The 21,973-nt window shown below is 70.3% G+C and carries 18 protein-coding genes and 1 pseudogene; 10 read left to right on the top strand and 9 right to left on the bottom strand.

The window, feature by feature from the left end; all coding sequences use genetic code 11:
• Positions 1-119: 119 nt before the first annotated feature.
• Both dapC and fdxA read right to left on the bottom strand, forming a co-directional pair.
• On the bottom strand, positions 120-1,208 hold the full coding sequence (gene dapC, locus HH310_RS04590) for a succinyldiaminopimelate transaminase (RefSeq protein WP_169174103.1): 1,089 nt from the start codon (positions 1,206-1,208) through the stop codon (positions 120-122).
• Complete coding sequence (gene fdxA, locus HH310_RS04585) at positions 1,205-1,528, bottom strand: ferredoxin (protein WP_169174102.1); 324 nt, start codon at positions 1,526-1,528, stop codon at positions 1,205-1,207. The genes dapC and fdxA overlap by 4 nt, the downstream gene beginning before the upstream one ends.
• Before the next feature lie 66 nt (positions 1,529-1,594).
• Between fdxA and HH310_RS04580 the strand changes: the two genes are divergently transcribed.
• Positions 1,595-2,560 carry a GNAT family N-acetyltransferase gene (locus HH310_RS04580; protein ID WP_169174101.1) on the top strand — a complete coding sequence of 322 codons (966 nt, stop codon included), beginning with the start codon at positions 1,595-1,597 and terminating at the stop codon, positions 2,558-2,560.
• On the opposite strand, the gene HH310_RS04575 is transcribed toward HH310_RS04580, so the two are convergent.
• Genes HH310_RS04575 through mshB form a run of 4 tightly spaced genes read right to left on the bottom strand, consistent with a single transcriptional unit; the run spans position 2,557 to position 6,021 of the window.
• Complete coding sequence (locus tag HH310_RS04575; RefSeq protein ID WP_169174100.1) at positions 2,557-3,024, bottom strand: hypothetical protein; 468 nt, start codon at positions 3,022-3,024, stop codon at positions 2,557-2,559. The two genes, HH310_RS04580 and HH310_RS04575, sit on opposite strands and share 4 nt — an antisense overlap.
• A gap of 22 nt (positions 3,025-3,046) precedes the next feature.
• Complete coding sequence (locus HH310_RS45225) at positions 3,047-4,570, bottom strand: VanW family protein (protein WP_169174099.1); 1,524 nt, start codon at positions 4,568-4,570, stop codon at positions 3,047-3,049.
• A 27-nt stretch (positions 4,571-4,597) separates the two neighbouring features.
• On the bottom strand, positions 4,598-5,122 hold the full coding sequence (locus HH310_RS04565; protein WP_248293669.1) for a hypothetical protein: 525 nt from the start codon (positions 5,120-5,122) through the stop codon (positions 4,598-4,600).
• Positions 5,119-6,021 (bottom strand): N-acetyl-1-D-myo-inositol-2-amino-2-deoxy-alpha-D-glucopyranoside deacetylase, encoded by a 903-nt coding sequence (mshB, locus tag HH310_RS04560; RefSeq protein WP_169174098.1) that lies wholly within the window; start codon positions 6,019-6,021, stop codon positions 5,119-5,121. Before mshB ends, HH310_RS04565 begins: the two co-directional genes overlap by 4 nt.
• A gap of 155 nt (positions 6,022-6,176) precedes the next feature.
• Here mshB and HH310_RS04555 point away from each other — a divergent pair, with 155 nt between their 5' ends.
• The 7 genes and pseudogenes from HH310_RS04555 to HH310_RS04525 form a co-directional block, all read left to right on the top strand.
• The gene (locus HH310_RS04555; RefSeq protein ID WP_396027490.1) at positions 6,177-7,964 is read left to right on the top strand and encodes a prolyl oligopeptidase family serine peptidase; all 1,788 of its coding nucleotides are present in this window, start codon (positions 6,177-6,179) and stop codon (positions 7,962-7,964) included.
• A gap of 32 nt (positions 7,965-7,996) precedes the next feature.
• Positions 7,997-8,554 (top strand): Uma2 family endonuclease, encoded by a 558-nt coding sequence (locus HH310_RS04550; RefSeq protein ID WP_169174096.1) that lies wholly within the window; start codon positions 7,997-7,999, stop codon positions 8,552-8,554.
• Between the two features lie 33 nt (positions 8,555-8,587).
• The gene (locus HH310_RS04545; protein ID WP_169174095.1) at positions 8,588-10,024 is read left to right on the top strand and encodes a TldD/PmbA family protein; all 1,437 of its coding nucleotides are present in this window, start codon (positions 8,588-8,590) and stop codon (positions 10,022-10,024) included.
• Positions 10,021-11,478, top strand: a complete 1,458-nt coding sequence (locus HH310_RS04540) for a TldD/PmbA family protein (RefSeq protein ID WP_169174094.1) — start codon at positions 10,021-10,023, stop codon at positions 11,476-11,478. Before HH310_RS04545 ends, HH310_RS04540 begins: the two co-directional genes overlap by 4 nt.
• Positions 11,479-11,676: 198 nt before the next feature.
• Entirely contained in the window at positions 11,677-12,483 is an 807-nt protein-coding gene (locus HH310_RS04535; RefSeq protein ID WP_169174093.1) for a hypothetical protein, read from the top strand.
• A 14-nt stretch (positions 12,484-12,497) separates the two neighbouring features.
• Entirely contained in the window at positions 12,498-14,411 is a 1,914-nt protein-coding gene (locus tag HH310_RS04530; protein ID WP_169174092.1) for a fumarate reductase/succinate dehydrogenase flavoprotein subunit, read from the top strand.
• A pseudogene (locus HH310_RS04525) lies at positions 14,411-15,164 on the top strand (succinate dehydrogenase/fumarate reductase iron-sulfur subunit); the annotation flags it as partial. The gene HH310_RS04530 and the pseudogene HH310_RS04525, both read left to right, overlap by 1 nt.
• Before the next feature lie 414 nt (positions 15,165-15,578).
• Here HH310_RS04525 and HH310_RS04520 read toward each other — a convergent pair.
• From HH310_RS04520 to HH310_RS04510, 3 genes are read right to left on the bottom strand one after another with little or no spacing between them, the layout of a single operon-like run.
• On the bottom strand, positions 15,579-16,478 hold the full coding sequence (locus tag HH310_RS04520) for a MerR family transcriptional regulator (RefSeq protein ID WP_169174090.1): 900 nt from the start codon (positions 16,476-16,478) through the stop codon (positions 15,579-15,581).
• Positions 16,479-16,512: 34 nt separating this feature from the next.
• On the bottom strand, positions 16,513-17,166 hold the full coding sequence (locus tag HH310_RS04515; RefSeq protein WP_248293668.1) for a pyridoxal 5'-phosphate synthase: 654 nt from the start codon (positions 17,164-17,166) through the stop codon (positions 16,513-16,515).
• Positions 17,167-17,200: 34 nt separating this feature from the next.
• Positions 17,201-17,932, bottom strand: a complete 732-nt coding sequence (locus HH310_RS04510; protein WP_169174089.1) for a TetR/AcrR family transcriptional regulator — start codon at positions 17,930-17,932, stop codon at positions 17,201-17,203.
• 98 nt (positions 17,933-18,030) lie between these two features.
• Here HH310_RS04510 and HH310_RS04505 point away from each other — a divergent pair, with 98 nt between their 5' ends.
• Together HH310_RS04505 and HH310_RS04500 are read left to right on the top strand one after the other, a co-directional pair.
• On the top strand, positions 18,031-19,548 hold the full coding sequence (locus HH310_RS04505; protein ID WP_312033830.1) for an MFS transporter: 1,518 nt from the start codon (positions 18,031-18,033) through the stop codon (positions 19,546-19,548).
• A 65-nt stretch (positions 19,549-19,613) separates the two neighbouring features.
• Positions 19,614-20,246 (top strand): alpha-ketoglutarate-dependent dioxygenase AlkB, encoded by a 633-nt coding sequence (locus HH310_RS04500; RefSeq protein WP_169174088.1) that lies wholly within the window; start codon positions 19,614-19,616, stop codon positions 20,244-20,246.
• Positions 20,247-21,973 lie beyond the last annotated feature (1,727 nt).

Raw genomic sequence — 21,973 nt, 5'->3', positions numbered from 1 at the left:
CCCCCGTTTAGAGCGGAACTCAGCGTAGCGCACCCACATCTGCCGATTCGACCCTGTGGATATGTCGTGACATGGGCCGGTGCGGTGTGGGAAGCTGCGGCTCCCCACACCGTGCGACCTCAGAGGCGGGCGACCGCCGCCTCAATTCGTTCGTCCGTCGCGGTCAGCGCGATCCGCACATGCTTCTCGCCGGCCGGACCGTAGAAGGCGCCCGGCGCCGCGAGAATGCCGCGCTCGGCGAGCCAGTCCACGGTCTGCCAGGAATCCTCGCCGCGGGTCGACCACAGGTACAGGCCGGCCTCCGACTGGTTGATCTCGAAGCCCGCCTTGATCAGCGCCGCGCGCAGGGCCTCGCGACGCGCCTCGTAGCGCTTGCGCTGGACCGCGACGTCGGCCTCGTCGGCCAGCGCGGCGATCATGGCGGCCTGCACCGGCTGCGGCACGATCATGCCGGCGTGTTTGCGGACCGCCAGCAGTTCGTTGATGATCGCCTGGTCGCCGCCGACGAAGGCGGCCCGATAGCCGGCCAGGTTGGAGCGCTTGGACAGCGAGTGCACCGCGACCACGCCGGTGTAGTCGCCGCCGGTCACCGCGTCGTCGAGCACCGAGACCGGCTCGGCGTCCCAGCCGAGCGTCAGGTAGCACTCGTCGCTGAGGACGACGGCACCCCGCTCGCGCGCCCAGTCCACCACCTTGCGCAGGTGGTCGACGGGCAGGACCTTGCCGGTCGGGTTCGACGGCGAGTTCAGCCAGACCGCCTTCACGCGCGGGGTCGGGCCCAGCGCGGTCAACGAGTCGGACCGGACCACCGTGGCACCGGCGAGCTTGGCGCCCACCTCGTACGTCGGGTAGCAGACGGACGGGATCACCACGGTGTCGCCGGGGCCGATGCCGAGCAGCGTCGGCAGCCAGGCGACCATCTCCTTGGAGCCGATGGTGGGCAGCACGCCGAGCTCGCCGGAGGCGTTACACGTCCGGGCGAGCCACTCGGCGATCGCGGTGCGCAACGCGGGGATACCCGCGGTGGGCGGGTATCCCGGTGCGTCCGAACCGTCGGCGAGTGCTTTCTGTACCACCGCGGGGACCGGGTCGACCGGCGTACCGACGGAGAGGTCGACGATCCCGCCCGGGTGGGCGGCAGCTTTCGCCTTGGCCGGCTCCAGCAGATCCCACGGAAAGTCGGGCAGGGCCGACGACAATGCGGTCAATTCTCACCTCGAGGCGGCTGAGCAAGGATGAAGGGCGTGTCCTTGTCGATCTTGCCGACCTTGGCCGCGCCACCGGGCGAACCGAGATCCTCGAAGAACTCGTAGTTCGCGTTGGTGTAATCCTTCCACTGCTCCGGCACGTCGTCCTCGTAGAAGATCGCCTCCACCGGGCACACCGGCTCACAGGCCCCGCAGTCGACGCACTCATCGGGGTGGATGTAGAGCATCCGATTGCCCTCGTAGATGCAGTCGACGGGGCATTCCTCGATGCATGCACGGTCGAGCACATCGACGCAGGGCTCAGCGATGATGTATGTCACGGGTCTTTCCCTTCGAAGCCGCCGAACAGTGCAGAGCCTAGTATCTCCGCCGGAGGGAGGTGACACGTGCTCCGTCGGCAGGATGTGGGACACCGGGTGGTGGTACGCCGGATTGTAGGCGTATCGCACGATCGGACGCTCTACTCGGATGCTCTCGGTGAACTCGTCGACCTCACCGAGACCGATCTCACCATAGCGACCGAGAAAGGCACGCTGCGTGTGCCGCTGCAGGAGGTGCACCGGGCGAAGCGGGTGCCACCGGCGCGGCGACCCCCGGCGGCCGAGGTGGTGGCGCTGGAACTGGCCGCGAACGACGCCTGGCCGGCCCCGGTCCAGAGCCGGCTGGGCAGCTGGATCCTGCGGGCCGCGGACAACTGGACCGGCCGCGCGAACTCGGCGCTCGCGGTGGGCGACCCGGACCGCACCCTCGAGGCCGCCATCGACGGCGTGGTCGAGTGGTACGCGGCGCACGGCCAGCGGCCGCTGATCAACGCGCCGATGCCGCTGGCGGCGCCGGTGAACGCCGCGCTGGACCGCCGGGGCTGGACGGCCCGGCCGCTGACCCTCATGCAGACCGCGACGATCGCACAGGTGCTGGGGGCGATCCCGGCGCGCCATGATCTGCCGCCGGTCGATCTGGCCGACTCGCCCTCCGACGACTGGTACGCGATGGTGGCCGAGCACAAGGGCACGCTGCCGCCGGCCGCGGTGCGCGTGCTCACCGGCGTACCGGAAGTGGTTTTTGCTCATGTCCGCGACACGCAGGGTGACCTCGTCGCCATCGCGCGGGGTGCGGTGACCGGTGATCGGCGATGGCTGGGTGTGTCGCTGCTGCAGACCGTTCCGCGGGCGCGACGGCAGGGCCTGGGCCGGCACGTGCTGCGCGCGGTGACGCAATGGGCGACGCAGCACGGCGCGAACCGGGCATATCTGCAGGTGGAGGAGCGGAACTCGGCTGCTGTCGCGCTGTACGGCGCGGCCGGCTTCGCCACCCACCACACCTACCTGACGCGCGAGGCGCCGGAAGGTTAGCGGCGCACGACCCGGCGCGGCTTGGCCTTTCGCTGCTCGCTGAAGGCCTTGAGCGAACGCGAACGGTAGTCACGGCCCAGCACCATGGCCACCCAGTAACCGAGCACGGTGCCCACGATCGCGAAGCCGCCGTACAGCCAGACCTGCACGAAGAAGTCGCCGGCGCCGTCCCGGAAGGGCTGGCCGCCGCTGACGAACGGTCCGATCAGGACGGTCAGCAGGAGACCGCCGAGCGCGCCGAAGCCCACCGTCGGCAGCCACCCCGACGGCCGCCGCCGCTGCGCGTCGACGAAGGTCCAGACCGCCAGGGTCAGGCCGATGATCGCGAACATGATGATGGTCGCGCGGTCCTCGGCGGTGTCGTTGTCGTGGAAGCCGAAACGAATCACCAGCCGGGCCACCACGTTGATCGCGAAGAGGCCGACCGCCAGCACCGCGATCGGGAACCAGGCCCGCTGTCTCATGATTCCTCCCCGGAACCCACGCCTACGGCATCGCGCCGCAGACCCGTCGTGGCACGGGATCGTAGCGCCAGGTGAACTTCTGGCGCTCGATCTCCCAGCCATCTTTACGGATGACGCGCCACGCGTCCTGGGTGAAGCCTGGGAGTCTGCTGCTAGTTCCGCAGGCCCGCCGCGGTCCGTACTCGGTCCGCACGCTGTCGTAGACCCGGGTGCTCCACAGCGAGACCCGCATCCACCCGCCGGTCACGGTGGCGGCGATCCAGACCCCGTACGGCGTGGTGTTGCGGAACTTCAGATCGCGGTCCGGGTACGAGATCGCCGCCTCGATCACCGCGGGATACCGGCCGGACCAGGACGTGTGCGGCGTGTGCTCGACGTCCTGCAGACCGGCGTAGTAGGCGGCGTTGAACAGCGCCGTCGCGAACTGCGAGGAGCTCCGCGGCCCGGTGCGCGCGTTGAGCGAGAACGTCTCGCCGGGCCGCACGATGGCGCCGTCCACCGCCGCGGCGACGGCCTCGGCGTTCGCGTCGCCGCCGACCGGCAGCCGGAACGTGGCGACCCGCTCCCGGATGCCGAGGCGCGCCAGATCGTTCGGCGTGGCCGCGACGCGGGTCAGGCTCGCGGTGACCGTCCGCGGCGCCGGCTCGGCCAGCACGGCGAGCAGGTCCGCGCCGAGTTGCCGCAGGTCGACGACCATTCCGGCGAGTCCGGGAAGGACGCGTGGGCGGTCGTCGCGCAGCACCAGGCGCCCGGGTTCCGGCGCGTTCTCGACCCGGGCGAACTCGCCGGCCGCGGCCGCGTGCAGCCGGTCGCCGTCGATGGCCGGGGTGAGCCGTCCGGCGCTGTCCGAGCCGAACACCAGGCCGGCCGCGATCGCGCGGGGCGTCAGCGAGAAGCCGGCCGAGCCGATGGTCACGGTCACCGGCGCACGCACGGCCGGCCGCGCGAGCTGCGCGATCAAGGCGTCCACCCGGGTACGCGTCGTGCGCGGCGTCCGCCGTACGAGAGGCACCTCGGCCGTCGCCCCGATCGGCCAGGCCAGCTTCACCGCTGCGGCGGCCTCCCCCACGTCAAGATCAAGACCGGTTCCCGGGTACGCCGGTACGGGCGTCAGTCCGTGGAAGGTGATACCCGGCAGGCGCATCGTGATCCGGTCCGCCGGGACGCGCGCGCGAAGTTCCGCCTCGAGACGGCCGCGGTCGAGCCGGACCACGGGCACGACGTCGCGCACGCCGGTGCGGATCGCCCGCCCGACCGTGGCGTCGACGTCGAGACGAATCCCGACGGCGGCCGGGTCGAGCCGAACCCGATGCCCGTCGAGCCGGATGTGCACCGGCGCGGCGGCCTGCGCGTCGACGTGGTCGTGCAGCGCCTGCTCGGCTTCGGTGCGAGACAACCCGCCGAGGTCGGCGCCGAGCACCCGCACACCGCGCGGCACGTCCCCGGCCAGCCGGAAGGCGCTCACGCCGGCCGACATGACCAGGACCGCCGCGATCACCACGACGACGATCGCGCGGCGGGCGTCGAAAGGTGGGCCGTCGGTCACCCTCTCCCAACGAGAGAGGGGCGCCGGTCAGCGGGAAATGCCCCGCATGATCATGCGATAGGCGTACACCGCGAAGGTCAGGCTGCCGAGCAGGATCATCACGAGCGCGACCCAGTTGTCGCCGCTCAACAGGTAGTCGCCCTCGCGGGTGCGCACCCCGGCCGCGATCAGCATGAACAGCGTCCAGACCGCCCACGGCGGCCCGAGCGCCCACCGCTTGCCGGTGGTGCTGACCGCGAACCAGGCGATGACGTAGTTGAGCACCACCGCCAGGACGATCGACAGCGGAATCGGCGGCCCGCCCCCGGAACCGATCGAGTCACCCCTCCAGACCGAGACGAAGTCACCGGCCCGCAGGGGGCTGAGCAGCAGCTCGATGACCCCGCTCAGGAACGCCGCGAGGATCGCGATCACGACCCCGGCGATCCGCAGGATCGGCTCCCACGTGGCGGCCGGCCGCGGCTCGGCGGGCAGTTGCTCCAGATCGCTGCGGCGCTGCTGGGGTGCCGCGTCGCCGGAGGCCGCCTGCGGATCGGTGTCGGCCTGACTCATCGCGCGGCCGTCTCGACGCTCTCGGACGACCCCAGCGCCAAGCCGCTGAACAGGTCGTTCTCCCAGCCCCACGGCCCGCCGCCCGGACCGCGCGCGCCCTTGGCGAGCGTGTAGTACTCGACGCCCATGAACTCGCCGCCGAAGTCGCCGGCCATCGCGTACAGCCAGGAGTTCCCGGCGATCTGCGAGGCGTGCGCGCGCATCGCCGCGACCTTGCGTTCGTAGTAGTCGGTGCCGTCGATCTGGGCGGCGATCTCCTCGTTCGGGTGGCCGAACGGCAGGTCGTCCACCGTCTGCGCGTCGGCGAACGGGTTGTCGTCCAGCTCGCGGAACGCCTCCATGCCGTCGAGCAGCACGCTGCGTGGCATCGCGGTGAAGTAGATCTTTTCCGGCCCGTCGGCGCCGGCCAGCTCGGCGGCGCGCATCGCGACCCGGTGCGACTGGATGTGGTCCGGGTGGCCGTAGAAGCCGTTCTCGTCGTAGGTGACCATGACCTGCGGGCGGACCTCACGCATGATCGCCACCAGGAGGGCGGCCGCCTCGTCGAGATCGGCCTGCCAGAAGGCCCGGGGATGCTTGTTGGTCGCGAGGCCCATCATGCCCGAGTCGCGGTAGTGGCCGGCGCCGCCGAGGAAGCGGTGGTCGGTCACGCCGAGCGCGGCGCAGGCCCGCTCCAACTCGACGAGGCGGTAGCCGCCGAGCTGATCGGCCTGGCTCGCCTCCAGCTGCGCCAGCTGCGGCAGGTGGATCTCGCCCTCCTCGCCGAGCGTGCAGGTCACGAGCGTCACGTGCGCGCCGGCGGCGGCGTAGTGCGCCATGGTGGCGCCGGTGCCGACGGTCTCGTCGTCCGGATGGGCGTGCACCAGCAGCAGGCGGCGGGCGGGCAGGGCGTCTGTCACGGCGGCAACTCTACGCGGCGGCCCCGACAGTTTTCCCGGCCCGGGCTGTGGGGATTGCGGGGCCGAAGTGTGCCTTGATCAGCGATGCTGTGCGAGTGGACTACCCCGGACTCGCCGGTCGGACCGGCCACTTCGGCTTCGGCGCGCCACGGTCGGTGACCGTGGGCGCGGACGGCGCCCGGGTCGTCTTCCTGCGCTCGCTCGGCCCGGAGGACCCGGACGCGGCGCTCTGGGTCCTCGACGTCGGCACCGCGGCCGAGACCATGGTCGATCGGGGGCCGTTACGGGCGTACGCGATCGATCGGGATGCGCGGGTCGCCGCTTTCGTGCGGGACGGCAGGCTTTTCCGCGCCGACCTGGTCGGCGCGACGGTGACCGAGGTGGCGACCGACGAGCCGGCCGAGGATCCGCGGCCGGACCCGGCCGGGCGCAGCATCGGCTACATCGGGCGGGCGACCGGCGCGCCGTCGCTGCGCGTGGTCGGGCCGGACGGCGACCGTCTGCTGGCCGGCGAACCGGGCAACGCGTGGCGCGAGCATGGCAGCACCATCGCCTGGGGCGTCGCGGACGTGGCGGCCCGCCGGCTGGGCCGGGATCGGGGCTGGTGGTGGTCGCCGGACGGGGTGCGGGTGCTCGCCACGCGCACCGCCGGATCGAGCAGCAGCCTGCACCTGCTCGACCTCGACCTCGGCTGGGTCGACGTGCACTGGGACCGCGAGACGTACCCGCTGGTGGTGGACGTGCGCTGGGGCGACGGCGGCGGCCCGCTGATCACCGTGCTGCGCCGGCTGCAGCAGCACGGGCTGGTGCTGGCGATCGATCCGCGTACCGGGGAGACGCAGGTGCACGCCGAGCTGGCCGACGCGCGCTGGGTGGAACCGGTGGCCGGCACGCCGCGGCATCTGCCGGACGGTCGCGTGCTGGTCGGCGGGGAGCTGGCGCACGACGGCTTCGACGCGCGCTGCCTGTTCGCCGACGGCAGCCTGCTCACCCCACCCCACCTTTACGTACGCCGGGTGGTCGGCACCATCGCGCGGTCCAGCACCCCGGATCTCATCGTCGAGGGCACCGACGGGGACCCGGCCAGCCAGTTCGTCTTCCGCGTGCGCACGGCGCTGGGCAGCGGGGGCGCCGAGGCCCACCGGATCACCGCGAGCCAAGGCTGGCATCGGGCCGAGACCGGCGGCGACGTCCTGGTCGTCGACGACGTGGTGTGGCGCGGCGAGAAGCGGGTGGCCACGTTACGGTCGCTGGCCGCCACCCCGCCGTACGCGCCGAAGCCGGTGCTGGAGAAGGCCACCGACCGCGGGTTACCCACCGGCGTGCTGTATCCGACGTCGTTCGTGGCCGGGGCGCGGATCCCGGTGCTGGTCACGCTCGCCGACGAGCCGGGGCGGCAGCAGGTGGTCGCGGACGCCGCGGCCTGGCAGGAACGGCAGTGGTGGGCGGACTCCGGCTTCGCCGTCGTGAGCATCGACAGCAGGGGTACGCCCGGAGTGGCGCCCAGCTTCGAGAAGGTGGTGCACCGGCGGCTGGTGGATGTGCTGCTGGGCGACCAGGTGGACGCGTTGCTGGCGTTGGTCGGCAAGCACCCGGACCTGGATCTTTCGTCAGTTTCGGTACGCGGCAGCGGGCTCGGCGGATGGCTGGCGGCGATGGCGGTGCTGCGGCGGCCGGACGTCTTCCATCGGGCGGTGGCGAGGTCGCCGGTGCTGGACTGGGGTGACCTGCCGGCGCCGTACGCGGAGCGCTATCTGGGCGATCCACGGGACTCGCCCGAGGTATACGCCCAGCACAGCCTGTTCGAGGCGGCGGAGCAGTCGGACCGCTCGCGAGGCCTGCTCATCGTGGGCGCACATCTGCCAGGGTATCGATCCGTTTCCACGGCAACCCTTGACGAGGAGCTAGCCTTCCTGCGACATTCGAGCACATCCAGGAGGTAGTCACTAGGAGAGTCGTCGTGAGACTAGTTTGGGTGGATGAGCAAGAACTCGCTCGACCGGGCGTTTTCGCAGATGGGCCGCTGACCGAGCAGGTCTTCCTCGATATCGCAACGCCGCCGCGCGTCGAACTCTTCGACGACACCCTTTTCGTGTCCCCTGCTCCGAACCTTCGCCACCAACGCTTGTCCACAAGGCTGTGCGCCTTGCTCGACGGAGCCGCCGCCCATTCCGGTCTTGAGGTGCACCACAGCGTCAACCTTCGGCTGCGACCCGGCTTGATCACCATTACCGACATTGTCGTCACCAACGATCTCGACCGGGATGGGCTGGTCATCGATGCCCGCGCCGTTCATCTGGTCTGCGAGATCACCTCGCCCCACACCGCCACCATCGATGGGGTGCTGAAGATGCACCACTACGCGGTGGCCGGCATTCCGTGGTACTTGACGATCGACGAGGAAGGCAACGTTCTCCGTCTCCATCGGCTGACCGAGGGCTCCTACTCGATCGCCGAGTCCGGCAAGGTCGTTAATCTCGTCGAGCCGATCGTCGTGACCATCGACGCGGCCGAGTTGCTGCGGCGGCGGTGACGGTTTGTCGTACCGGCCGCATAGGGTCGGGGCATGAACCACTTCGATGAGGCGTCGGCGGCCGTTCAGGCGGCGCTCGACGCCGGGGCGCGTTACGCGGACGCACGCGTCATGGTGCGCCGCACCGAGTCCATGACCGCCCGCGACGGGGACATCGAGGATCTCAGCTCGGACGAGAGCGCCGGCCTGGGCGTACGGGCTCTGGTGGGGTCGGGCTGGGGTTTTTATGCGGTGCCTGACCTGTCCACCGCGGCCGCGCAGGCCGCCGGTCGCCGGGCCGCGCAGATCGCCGCCGCCTCCGGGCTCGTCGCCGGGCCGCCGATCGACCTCGTGCCCTCCGAGGTCCAGGTCGCGAGCTGGGAAAGCGCGTGCGAGATCGACCCGCTGTCGGTGCCGCTGTCCACGAAGGGTGACCTGCTGGTCCGGGCCACCGCCGCGGCCAAGGAGGCGGGCGCCGACCTGGCCGAGGCGATCTACCAGATCTGGGACACCCGGAAATGGTTCGTCTCGAGCGAGGGCCACCGCATCGATCAGCACATCCGCGAGTGCGGCGCGGGCATCACCGCCAGCGCGTACGGGGATGGCGAGATCCAGCGCCGGTCCTGGCCGTCGCATCGCGGGCAGTACGCGACCCGCGGCTGGGAACTGGTCGACGAGATCGACCTGGTGGGCCACGCGCCGCGGATGGCCGAGGAGGCGCGGGCCCTGCTCAGCGCTCCGCTGTGCCCGCCCGGCGAGACCACTTTGGTGCTCGGCGGCGAGCAGATGGCGCTGCAGATCCACGAGTCGGTGGGGCACGCGATCGAGCTCGACCGCATCCTGGGCTGGGAGGCCGCGTACGCTGGCACGAGCTGGCTGGACCTGAGCAAGCTGGGAACGCTGCGCTACGGCTCCGACCTCATGAACATCACCATCGACCCGGGCATCCCGGGCGCGCTCGGCAGCTTCGGCTTCGACGACGAGGGCAGCCCGGCCCGCAAGCGGGACGCGGTGCGCGACGGCATCTGGGTGGGCGTCCTGGCCGGACGTGACTCGGCCGCCGTCGCCGGTCTCGACTACGCGGGCAGCGTCCGCTCGGACGGCTGGCGCCGGCTGCCGATGGTCCGGATGACCAATGTGGGCCTGGAACCGGGTCCGCACACGCTCGACGAGATCATCGCGAACACCGACGACGGCGTCTTCATGGACATCAACCGCTCCTGGTCGATCGACGACCGCCGCCTCAACTTCCAGTTCGGCTGCGAGATCGGGTACGAGATCAAGAACGGCAAACTGGGCCGCATGCTGCGCAACCCGACCTACACCGGGATCGGTCCCCGGTTCTGGCAGTCGATGGACATGCTCTCCTCGGAGACCACCGCCTGGGGCACACCGAACTGCGGCAAGGGACAACCCGGCCAGGTGGGTCACACCGGGCATCCGGCGGCGCCGGCTCGTTTCACCAACGTACGCGTGGGGGTGCGCGGATGACCGGCGACACAACTCTGACCGGGGCTGAGCTGGAGCTCGCCGCCCGAATCGTGGACCTGGTCCGGCGGCAGGCGGGCGCGTCCGCCGAGGCCGAGGTGATGGTCGGGCACCACGCCGAGGCCCTCACCCGGTTCGCCAATTCGATGATCCATCAGAACGTCGCGGACGCCGTCACGACCGTGCGGCTGCGGCTGCACCTGGACGGCCGCACCGCCGCCGGCTCGACCACGCTGACCGCGGCCGACGGACTGGCCGGGCTGGTCGAGCGCGTCGTCGCGGCGGCCCGGGTGAACCCGCCGGACGCCTTGTGGCCGGGCCTGACGCCGCCGACCCCGCTGTATCCAGCGTCCGGTGCGCACGGCTCCGGCCCGCATTCGGGGCTCGACTTCGGATTCGACGAGACCACCGCCCGCGCCGACCCGGCGGACCGCGCCGAGCGGGTGCGCGCCTTCGTCCGGGCGGCGGCGGGCCTGGAGACGGCCGGCTATTGCCGTACGGTCTACAGCTCGGCCGCCTTCGCGAACACCGCGGGACAGTCCGTCGAGGGCCGCTCGGCGGAGGCGGCGATGGACGGCATCGCCCGGTATCGCGGCGCGGACGGCGTCGCCCGGCTGGCGAGCGGGCGGCTGGCCGATCTGGACGGCGCCGAGCTGGGGGCGCGGGCCGCCGCCAAGGCACGGGCCGGTGCGTCGCCGCGCGAACTGCCGCCCGGCCGCTACGAGGTGGTGCTCGAGCCGGAGGCCGTGGCGGACCTGCTGGCGAACCTCGCAGCGTACGGGTTCAACGGCAAGGCGTACGCGCAGAAGCAGTCCTTCGCCGAGATCGACGCCGACCAGTTCGACCCGTCGGTGTCCATCATCGACGAGCCGCTCGGCAGTCGCGGCGAGCCGGCCATCGGCCTGCCGTTCGACCTGGAGGGCACCCCGCGCGACTGGCTGGTGCTGGTCCGCGAGGGGGTGACCAAGGCGGTGACCCATGACCGTACGTCGGCGGCCGAGGCCGGCGCGACCTCGACCGGGCACGCGTCCGTGGGCTCGCGCACGTGGGGCCCGGTGGCGCTGAACATGCGTCTGGAGGCATCCGCGCCGGAGACACTGCCCGACGTCTCGTCCGACGACGGCCCGGTGGCGGCGACGGCCCGGCCGCTGGTCGAGCGGATGGAACGCGGGCTGCTCGTCACCGACCTCTGGTACACGCGGGTGCTCGACCAGAAGGCGCTGGTGGTCACCGGCCTGACCCGCAACGGGGTGTGGCTGGTGGAGGACGGCCGGGTGGTCGCCCCGGTGAGCAACATGCGGTTCACCCAGTCCTACCCGGAGGCCCTCAGCGCCGGCATGGTGCGCGGCATCGGCGGCCGGTCGGTGTTGCAGCCGGACGCGTGGTCCGGGGTTCGGTACGCGGCACCGGCGCTGCACCTGGCGAGCTGGAACCTGACCGGTAACGCCTCCGGGTGACGTCCGCGCCCAAGATCCACTAGTACGTTCACCCCCGTCGATAAGACGGGGGTGGCAAAGTGTGACCTACACGGCATCCCTGACCAAGATTCTGTCCGACCCTCGGCGTAACGTGTGCCACACATCACCGACGCATGGCGGCTGAAGGGCACCCCCGCCCGTTAACAGCCGGGTCACACAGGCACGTCAGGAGATCGAATGACGACGACGGCAACGAGGCCGGAGGCAGGGCGTGCGCGCGCTGCCATTGCGGCGAGGACGTTGCGCACCGACCGGTGGTGGTTCCCGCCACTGCTGACCTTCGCAGGTCTCGCGGCATGGGTCATCTATGCGACCGTCCGCGTCTTCATGCACAAGTGGTATTACGTGGAGGACTTCCACTACCTCACACCGTTCTACTCGCCTTGCGTCACCGACCGGTGCGTCCCTGGTGCGAGCGAGTTCGGCACGCCGCTGCCGTCCTTCTGGCTCATCCCCGAGGCGGCGTTCTCACTGCCGTTCCTGCTGCTGTTCCGCCTGACGTGCTACTACTACCGCAAGGCGTACTACCGGGCGTTCTGGCTGTCGCCGCCGGCCTGCGCGGTGCCCGACGCCCACGAGAAGTACTCCGGCGAGACGCGCTTCCCGCTCATCTTCCAGAACATCCACCGGTACGCGTTCTACGCCGCCGGGATCATCTCTTTGATCAACACCTGGGACGCGATCCGCGCCTTCCACAGCCCCGGCGGCTTCGGCTTCGGGCTGGGCAACATCATCCTGGTCGGCAACGTGGTGATGCTCTGGGCGTACACGTTGTCCTGCCATTCCTGCCGGCACATCGCCGGGGGCCGGCTCAAGCACTTCTCCAAGCATCCCGTGCGTTACCGCTTCTGGACCTTCGTGTCGAAGCTGAACACGCGGCACATGCTGCTCGCCTGGATCACGCTCGGCACTCTCGCGCTGACCGACTTCTACGTCATGGCCATCTCCGCCGGCTGGTTCCCGGACCTGCGGTTCGTCGGCTAGGGAGCAACGCAACGATGACTGACCAAATCGAACGACTCCAATTCGACGTCGTGGTGATCGGTGCCGGTGGCGCCGGCCTGCGCGCGGCGATCGAGGCCCGGCTGGCCGGCAAGCGGACGGCGATCATCTCGAAGTCGCTGTTCGGCAAGGCGCACACGGTGATGGCCGAGGGCGGCGCGGCGGCCGCGATGGGCAACGTGAACTCGCGCGACAACTGGATGGTCCACTTCCGGGACACGATGCGCGGCGGCAAGTTCCTCAACAACTTCCGCATGGCCGAGTTGCACGCCAAGGAGGCGCCGGAGCGCATCTGGGAGCTGGAGACCTACGGCGCGCTCTTCGACCGCACCAAGGACGGCAAGATCTCCCAGCGCAACTTCGGCGGGCACGAATACCCGCGGCTCGCGCACGTCGGCGACCGCACCGGGCTGGAGCTGATCCGCACCCTGCAGCAGAAGATCGTCTCGCTGCAGCAGGAGGACTTCGCCGAGACCGGCAGCTACGACTCGCGGATCCGGGTCTTCGCCGAAACCACCATCACCGAGCTGATGCTCAACGGCGACCAGGTGGCCGGCGCGTTCGGCTACTACCGCGAGTCCGGCCGGTTCCTGCTGTTCGAGGCCCCTGCGGTGGTGCTGGCCACCGGTGGGGTCGGCCGCAGCTACAAGGTCACCTCGAACTCCTGGGAGTACACGGGGGACGGCCACGCGCTCGCCCTGCGGGCCGGCGCCACGTTGATCAACATGGAGTTCCTCCAGTTCCACCCGACCGGCATGGTCTGGCCGCCCAGCGTCAAGGGCATCCTGGTCACCGAGTCGGTCCGCGGTGACGGCGGCGTGCTGCGCAACTCGGACGGCAAGCGCTTCATGTTCGACTACGTCCCCGACGTGTTCCGCAAGCAGTACGCGGACACCGAGGAGGAGGCCGACCGGTGGTACACGGATCCCGACAACAATCGCCGCCCGCCCGAGCTGCTGCCCCGTGACGAGGTCGCGCGGGCGATCAACTCGGAGGTCAAGGCGGGCCGCGGCACCCCGGCCGGCGGCGTCTACCTGGACGTCTCGACCCGGATGCCGGCCGAGACGATCACCCGGCGCCTTCCGTCGATGTACCACCAGTTCAAGGAGCTGGCCGACGTCGACATCACGAAGGAGCCGATGGAGGTCGGGCCGACCTGTCACTACGTGATGGGCGGGGTCGAGGTCGATCCGGACTCGGCCGCCGCGGCCGGAACGGTGCGCGGCCTGTTCGCGGCCGGCGAGGTGTCCGGCGGCATGCACGGCTCCAACCGGCTCGGCGGCAACTCGCTGTCCGACCTGCTGGTGTTCGGCAAGCGCGCCGGTGAGCACGCCGCGGCGTACGTGGACGCCTTGGCCGAGCGGCCGAAGGTGAACCGGGCCGACATGGAGGCCGCGGCCGAGACGGCGCTCGCTCCGCTTCGGCGGCAGAGCGGGGAAAACCCGTACACGCTGCAGCAGGACCTGCAGGCGGTGATGGGCGACCTGGTCGGCATCATCCGGCGGGCGGGCGAGCTGACCGACGCGCTCAAGCGGCTGCAGGATCTCCGCCAGCGCGTGGCGAACGTCGGCGCCACCGGCGGCCGAAAGTACAACCCGGGCTGGCACCTCGCGCTCGACCTGCGCAACATGCTGGTCGTCTCGGAGTGCACGGCGAAGGCGGCGCTGGAACGCGAGGAGTCGCGTGGCGGCCACACCCGCGAGGACTACCCGGCGATGGATCCGGACTGGCGCCAGGTCAACCTGGTCTGCTCGGTGGACTCGGCCGGCGAGGTGCGGCTGGAACGCAAGCCGCTCCCGGTGATGCGTCCCGAGCTGATCCAGCTCTTCGATCGCACCGAGTTGTCGAAATACCTCACCAAGGGCGAGCTGGCCGAGTTCGACGCTCAGGCCGAGACGGAGGCGAAGTAATGGGCACCAAGCGCCACTTCCGCGTCTGGCGGGGCGACTCGTCCGGTGGCGAGATCGAGGACTTCGACGTCGAGGTCAACGAGGGTGAGGTCGTCCTCGACATCATCCACCGGCTGCAGGCCACCCAGACGCCCGATCTGGCGTGCCGGTGGAACTGCAAGGCCGGTAAGTGCGGATCCTGTTCGATGGAGATCAACGGGAAGCCGAAGCTGGGCTGTATGACCCGGATGTCCACGTTCGAGGACGACGAGACGATCACGATCACTCCGCTGCGGACATTCCCGGTAATTCGGGATCTGGTCACCGACGTCTCGTTCAACTACGAGAAGGCGCGGGAGACGCCGGCCTTCGCGCCGCCGGCGGGTGTGGCACCGGGTGAATACCGGATGCAGCAGGTCGATGTCGAGCGCAGCCAGGAGTTTCGCAAGTGCATCGAGTGCTACCTTTGCCAAAACACATGTCACGTGGTCCGCGACCATGAGGAGAACAAGACAGAGTTCTCCGGTCCGCGCTACTTCATCCGCGCAGCAGAACTCGACATGCATCCGCTCGACGCCCGCGGGGATCGCAAGGAGTACGCGCAGGCCCATCAAGGCCTCGGCTTCTGCAACATCACCAAGTGCTGCACCGAGGTCTGCCCCGAGCACATCAAGATCACAGACAACGCGATCATCCCGATGAAGGAGCGCGTGGTGGACCGGCGATACGACCCGTTGGTCTGGCTCGGCCGCAAGATCTTCCGCCGGGACCAGCTCGAATCCCAACCCGCACAGATGGCCGGAGTCGGCGCGGCAGCCGCGCGTGGCACCGACGTGATCGAGCCGAACGCCGCGATGGATCTCACCGGCGCCGGCACCCCGTTCGTCCACGGTCGTCCGCCCGAGGCCCCGCCGGTTCGCGAGGACGGTCAGATGGACGTGGCCGAGCTCGCTTTGCCGTTCCAGGGCGGGCCGTCGCCGTTCGGCGATCAGGAGTTCCCGCTCAAGGAGGGGCAGTTCACCTACAACCCGCCGGCGCCCGATCCGGACGTCAAGAAGGACTGAGGTCGCCTGGGCCGCCGACCGTTGGGGGGTCGGCGGCCATCGGCGGGCCCGGCGAGGCTGGCGGGTGATCGAGTCATTCCGTGCGGCGCGCCGGGCCGCGCGGCCAGTCGGGGCGCGCGGGGAGTCAGGCTGTGCGTGGCCTCTGGGCCAGCCAGCGCATGACCTCCAAGGCGTGCATCGGTGGCGCGGCGATCGGGTGGAAGACGTGCTCGATCACGTTGTCGTTGATGACCAGCGTGACGCGGCGGTAGAGGACCATGTCGGCCGCGCCGAACGTCGGCAGGCCCAGCGCCGCTGCCAAGGTCATCCGCGGGTCGGGTAGCAGCGGGTACGGCAGCCGCAGGCGGTGCACCAGCTCGCGTTGGTAGCCGGTCGACTGCGCGGACAGACCGAACACCCGGGCCGCACCGGCGGCGAGCAGCTCGGCGTGGTGGTCGCGAAACCAGGACGCCTGCTCGGTCGAGCCGCGGGCGCCCGGGATGTTCAGCAGGCTGTCCGGCAGATCCACCCCCGGGCGGCCGGTCAGCGGATAGACGAAGACGACGCTGCGGCCGGGACCGAGCGCGCCCAGGTCGATCAGCGTTCCGTCGGTGGCGTAGAACTCGACGCCCGGGACCCGCTCGCCCACCAGCGCGGACGGGTCGGCGCTGCCCCGGCCGGTTTCCGACGCCGGCACACGGCCGGCCGCGGCGTCCAGCCGCTCGTGCAGGCCGTCGCGCTGCGCGGACAGCTTGCCGATGCGCTCCTCGAGACTGCCGATCGCGCTGCGGAAGGTGGCCACGGCGGCCGGGCACACATCCCCGTCCCGGCCCTCGGCGAGACTCTCCACGAACGGCCGGGTCTCCTCGACGCTGAGCCCCAGCGCGGTCAGCTCACGGATCTGCCGCACCAGCTCCACGGCGATCGGCGCGTACTCGCGGTAGCCGTTGCCGAGCCGGTGCGGCACCACCAGTCCGGCCTGCTCGTAGTAGCGCAGGGCCCGTAACGTCGTGCCGGTCCGGCGTGCCAGCTCACCCACTCGCATGGCGCGACACTAAACCCGTACCCCAGGGTTCGAGTCAAAGCATTCCCCGCTTCCAGGCTTCGCCGTGCCGGACATATCGGAGTCGCACGTGCCGGCGGTCCGGGTCGCCCTGGAAGAACTCGATCTCGTCGGCGAGCACGGTGTACAGCGTCCACTCCTTCGGCACCTGGGTGCCTGTCGTGGCGTACGGGATCTGCTCGGGTGTTGTTCGCGACCGGCCGGTCAGCGCCTCGGAGCGGACGCTCGGCGGGCGGGCGAGGAAATCGGCGGCGCTCAGTTCGGCCGACTCCGCCCGCACGGGACCGGCGACTCGGACTTGGCGGCCCTGGTCCGGCCAGTAGAAGGTCAAGGTCGCGGCGGCGAGCTCGCCTCTCCGCCCGGCGAACTGCCAGCCTGATTTATCAACATTTTTGAGGATTACCGTACGGGCGGAGAGCCGTCCCGTGGGATCGACGGTCGACAGCGTCATGGCGTGCGGCTCGCGAACACCGGCTTCGATCGCCGCCGCCAGCCAGATCAGGAACTGGGTGTCGGGACGGTCGGCGGCAGTGTCCGGATCGAAGACGGGCAGCGCACCCGCGAACACCGGCAGGGCACGCAGGAAAGCGCGGTTCGGCATGCCGGGTCGCGGGGCACCGGCGTACGGGAGGCATCGGGTTTGATCGTCGAAATCGCCGGCGAGTCGCATGCCGGGACGCTAAACCCGCACCTCGGGGGTCAGGTCAAGCGCTCTTCGTCGCCAGCCATGCCCCCAGGCCGTCGAGCAGGCGTTCCAGGCCGAACGCGAAATTGTCCGCCATGATCTGCTCGGGCTGCTGGGTCATGACGGAGTTAGCGTGGCGCCACTTGTCGTAGTGCGGATGGTCGGCGGCGACCTGATCCAGGTAGGGCTCGAGGCGCTCGGTCATCTCGGCGACCGTCGCGCCGGAACGCTTGACCGAGGCGGCGAAGGCGGACTCGATGGTCGCCGAGCCGATCGCGTGCGACATCAGCAGCGACGACGCGTGCGACAGGGCCATGCCGTCGAACTCGCCAGCCTCCAGCAGGACCACCGAGCGCTCGCCCATGCGCATCGCGTTGGGTCCGAGGTTGGGACGCACGCCCAGCTGGCCGATCACCCACGGGTGCCGGAGCAGCATCTGACGCATCTGGTTCGCGAAGATCGACGCGCCGACCCGCCAGCCGGTGTCGTCCGGGTCGGGCACGTAGACCTCGCCGAACACCTCGTCGACCGCGAGCTCGAGCAGGTCGTCCTTGGTCGCGACATACCAATACAGCGAGGTCGCGCCGGAGCCGAGACGGCTGCCCAGGCGGCGCATGCTCAGGCCGGCGGCACCGTCGGCGTCCAGCATCTCGATCGCCGTCCGGATGATCTGCTCCCGGCTCAGCGTGGGCTGACCAGTGCGTTTGCCTCGGCTGGGGCGGATCCACACGGTGTCGATGAAGTCGGCCATGTCGCTCATCTTACCGGCAGTCGAACAGTGTGCGAGATCGATGGTACGGTGTGCGAGCCAATCGAACGCCGTACGAGTTTTCGAGAGAGGCTGCCGCTGTGCCTGAACGTCATCCACGCCGCTGGTTGATCCTCGGCGTGCTGTGCCTGAGCATGCTCGTGGTCGTCGTGGACAACATGGTGCTGAACGTGGCGATCCCGTCGCTGATCAGCGACCTCGGCGCGAGCACCGCCCAGATTCAGTGGATCATCGACGCGTATATTTTGGTGTTCGCCGGCCTGCTGTTGACCGCCGGCAGCCTGTCCGACCGGCACGGGCGTCGGCTCGGCCTGGTGATCGGGCTGGTGATCTTCGGGGGCGCCTCGGTGCTCGCCACCATGTGCCAGACGCCCGGGCAGCTGATCGCGGTCCGCGGGCTGATGGGTGTCGGCGCCGCCTTCCTGATGCCGGGGACGCTGTCGATCCTGACCACGGTGTTCGACGACGCCGAGCGCAAGAAGGCGATCGCCATCTGGAGTTCGGTGCTGATGCTGGGCGCGCTCGGCGGGCCGACCGTCGGCGGGGCCCTCCTCGAGCACTTCTGGTGGGGCTCGATCTTCCTGATGAACGTGCCGATCGCGGCGCTCGGCATCGTGGCCGCGCTGGCGGTCATTCCGGAGTCGCGCGGCCCGGCCGGCAAGCCCGACCTGTTCGGCGCGCTGTTGTCCACACTCGGCATGACAGCGCTGGTCTGGGGCGTCATCTCGTCGTCGAAGGACGGCTGGGCCTCGTCGCAGACACTTGGCGGATTCGTGGTCGCGGCGGTGGCGCTCGCCGCGTTCGTGCTGTGGGAGCGCCGGGTGGCGGAGCCGATGCTGCCGCTGGCCCTGTTCCGCAATCGCAACTTCGGCGGTGCCAGCTTCTCGATCGTGCTGCTGTCGTTCTCGGCCGGCGGCATCATTCTGGCGCTGACGCAGTATCTGCAGTTCGTCCTCGGTTACGAGCCGCTCAAGGCGGGGACGGCACTGTTCCCGATGATCATCACGGCCATGATCTTCAACGGCGTCGGCGTGATGATCGACAGGAAGCTGGGGACGAAGGCGACGATCGCGATCGGCATGCTGCTGATGGCGGCCGGGTTCGGGGTGCTGGCCACGGTCGGGCCGTCGGACGGATATCTGAAGCTGGCGATCGCCCTGGTCATCGTCGGGATGGGCAGCGGGACGACGGGGCCCGCGGCGTACGGGACGCTGCTCGCGGCGCTGCCGCCGGAGCGGGCCGGCGTGGGTTCGGCAGTGAACGACACGGTGCAGCAGGTCGGTACGGCGTTGAGCGTCGCCGTCCTGGGCAGCGTGCTGACGACGGCGTATCGGAATGCCATGCCGTCCGATGTCGCGGCGGAGGCCCGCAATTCGATCGGCGACGCGTTGCGGATCGCTGCCAACACCGGGGATGGCGGGTTGGCGCAGCTGGCCAAGGATGCTTTTACATCCGCGACGTCGGTGGCCGCGACCGTGGGCGTCGTCGGCGGCGTCTTGGCGGCGATCGTCGCGGTGTCGGTGTTGCGGCCCAAGGCTGCCGTCCCCGCGGTGGCGCCTGAGGCCATGACCGACGAGCCGGTCGCCAGCAAGTCGTGAGAGGGGCTGCCCCTGTTATCCACGGGGCCCGAGCCAAGATCGAACATCCGTACTAATATGGCTGCATGACCAGCACCTACCAGCCGTCAATGCTCGATTTCATGGGCGGCGACGAGACGACCGTCGAGCCTCTGGCCGGCCTGACGCGGCACCGGTTGACCGCCGGCGCCTGGGTCGACGTGCTGCCCGGCTGGATGCACGGCTCGGACGCCGTCTTCGAGACCCTGCTCGAGATCGACTGGCGGGCCGACCGTCGCCAGATGTACGACAACGTCGTCGACGTGCCCCGGCTGCTCCGGTGGTATGGCGGGGACGAGCCGCTGCCCCATCCCACGTTGGTGCAGGCCAAGGCCGCGCTGAACGCACACTATGCCGACGAGCTCGGCGAGGAGTTCATCACGGCCGGCATGTGCCTGTATCGCGACGGCCGCGACAGCGTCGCCTGGCACGGCGACACGCTGGGCCGCTCGTCCCGCCACGACACGATGGTGGCCATCTTGTCGCTCGGCGCACCGCGCCACCTGTCGCTGCGGCCGCGCGCGGGCGGCCACGAGACGCTTCGCTTCCCCTTGGGCCACGGCGATCTGATCGTGATGGGCGGGTCGTGCCAGCGGACGTGGGAGCACGCCATCCTGAAGACGGCAAAGCCGGTCGGGCCACGCATAAGCGTCCAGTTCCGGCCGTTCGGGGTGGCGTGAGGGGCGCAGACGGCACGGCGTAACGGGCCGCGTGGCGTTGACGGGCTGTGACCGCACGGCGTGACGGGCAGGCACCGCACCGCGTGACGGGCAGGCACCGCACCGCGTGACGGGCAGGCACCGCACCGCGTGACGGGCAGGCACCGCACCGCGTGACGGGCAGGCACCGCACGGCGCGATGGAGCACGCGGCGCGGCGTGACTTACCGCATGGCGTGAGGTGCATTGATCGCTCGTCTGACGGACCGCGTCGCGCGGGCCGCCACCATGACGGGCCGCTGGCGCGACGGACCGCGTGGCGTGGCGGGCCGCTGGCGCGACGACCGGGTGGCGGGACCGGCCACTGCACTGGCGCGACGAACCGCGTGGCGCGGCAGGCCACTGGCGCGACGAACCGCGTGGCGGGACCGGCCATTGCACTGGCGCGACGAACCGCGTGGCGCGGCAGGCCACTGGCGCGACGAACCGCGTGGCGCGGCAGGCCACTGGCGCGACGAACCGCGTGGCGCGGCGGGTTCGAACCACGCGGCGTGACGGGCGCGGGCCGGGTCGCCTGCGGGACGCGCGGCGTGCCGGCGGCTAGAGAGCCGGGTCCGGATTTGCGTCTTGGCACCCCGTCATCGCTCCCTGCCCGCACGCGCCCCCGCTGCTGAGCCTCGATGCGGCGGACCCCATGCCGCCCGGGTCGGGCGGGGCAATCCGCAACCGACATTGGCCGCCGAGCTGATCAACGAGCTGGTACATGTCGGCGCTGGTCGGGAGCCTCGTCGCCGATCCCACTATGCGGCGAGCGCGACCACATTCTGGAACTGTTCAGCTGTTTCTCGCGCCGCTCACGCTCCGATGAGTTGACCTCCTTGCGCGGCGGACCTGCGCGGACCGTCGCTGTGGGGAGCTGGGACCTTCCGGTCGTGGCGGCTGCCCACACGGGGGTGGGGGTGGCTGCGGTGTGGGCAACCGCAACCTCCTCGGCGTCGCGACTGCCCACACGGGGGTGGGGGTGGCTGCGGTGTGGGCAACCACTACCTCCCCGGCGTCGCGACTGCCCACACGGGGGTGGGGGTGGCTGCGGTGTGGGCAACCGCAACCTCCCCGGCGTCGCGACTCCCCACACGGGGGTGGGGCGGCCACTGTGGGGAGCTGGGACCTGCCCGGACCTGGCGGCGTCGCCTCGCACGGGGGCTCCCGGCCGACGGAACCAGCTGAACAGTTACACATTCTGGACTTTATCGCGACCTTGGAGACTTACGCCCATATGCGAGCCATAAGTATCCAAGGTCCACGAAACAGCGCGGAAAGCGGCCGAACAAAAGCCGCACGAGCGGAGGAAACGTCTCTCTACAGTGGACGTAAATCCCACATTGCGGGCTCGCAGCCACGATGTGGTCGCCAGTCCCACACAACGGACGTTGATCCCACATCATGAACGCGCCCTTATCCCCGGGATCCGCGCAGGGCGAGCGCCGCTGACTACACCGGCCCGGCGGCACGGCGCAGCAAGAGCGGCCACCCGTTGCGCCCGGGCACAGGAAGTGCGGCCACCCGTTGCGCCCGGGCACAGGAAGTACGGCCACCCGATACGCCCGGGCACAGGAAGTACGGCCACCCGTTGCGCCCGGGCACAGGAAGTGCGGCCACCCGATGCGCCGACTACGGCAAACGCGCCACCCGTTGCGCCGACTGCAGCAAGAGCGGCCACCCGACACGCCGGGCACAGGAAGTGCGGCC

The organism is Actinoplanes sp. TBRC 11911 (assembly GCF_012933445.1).
Taxonomy (GTDB): Bacteria; Actinomycetota; Actinomycetes; order Mycobacteriales; family Micromonosporaceae; genus Actinoplanes.
This window is presented reverse-complemented; position numbering and strand designations above follow the sequence as displayed.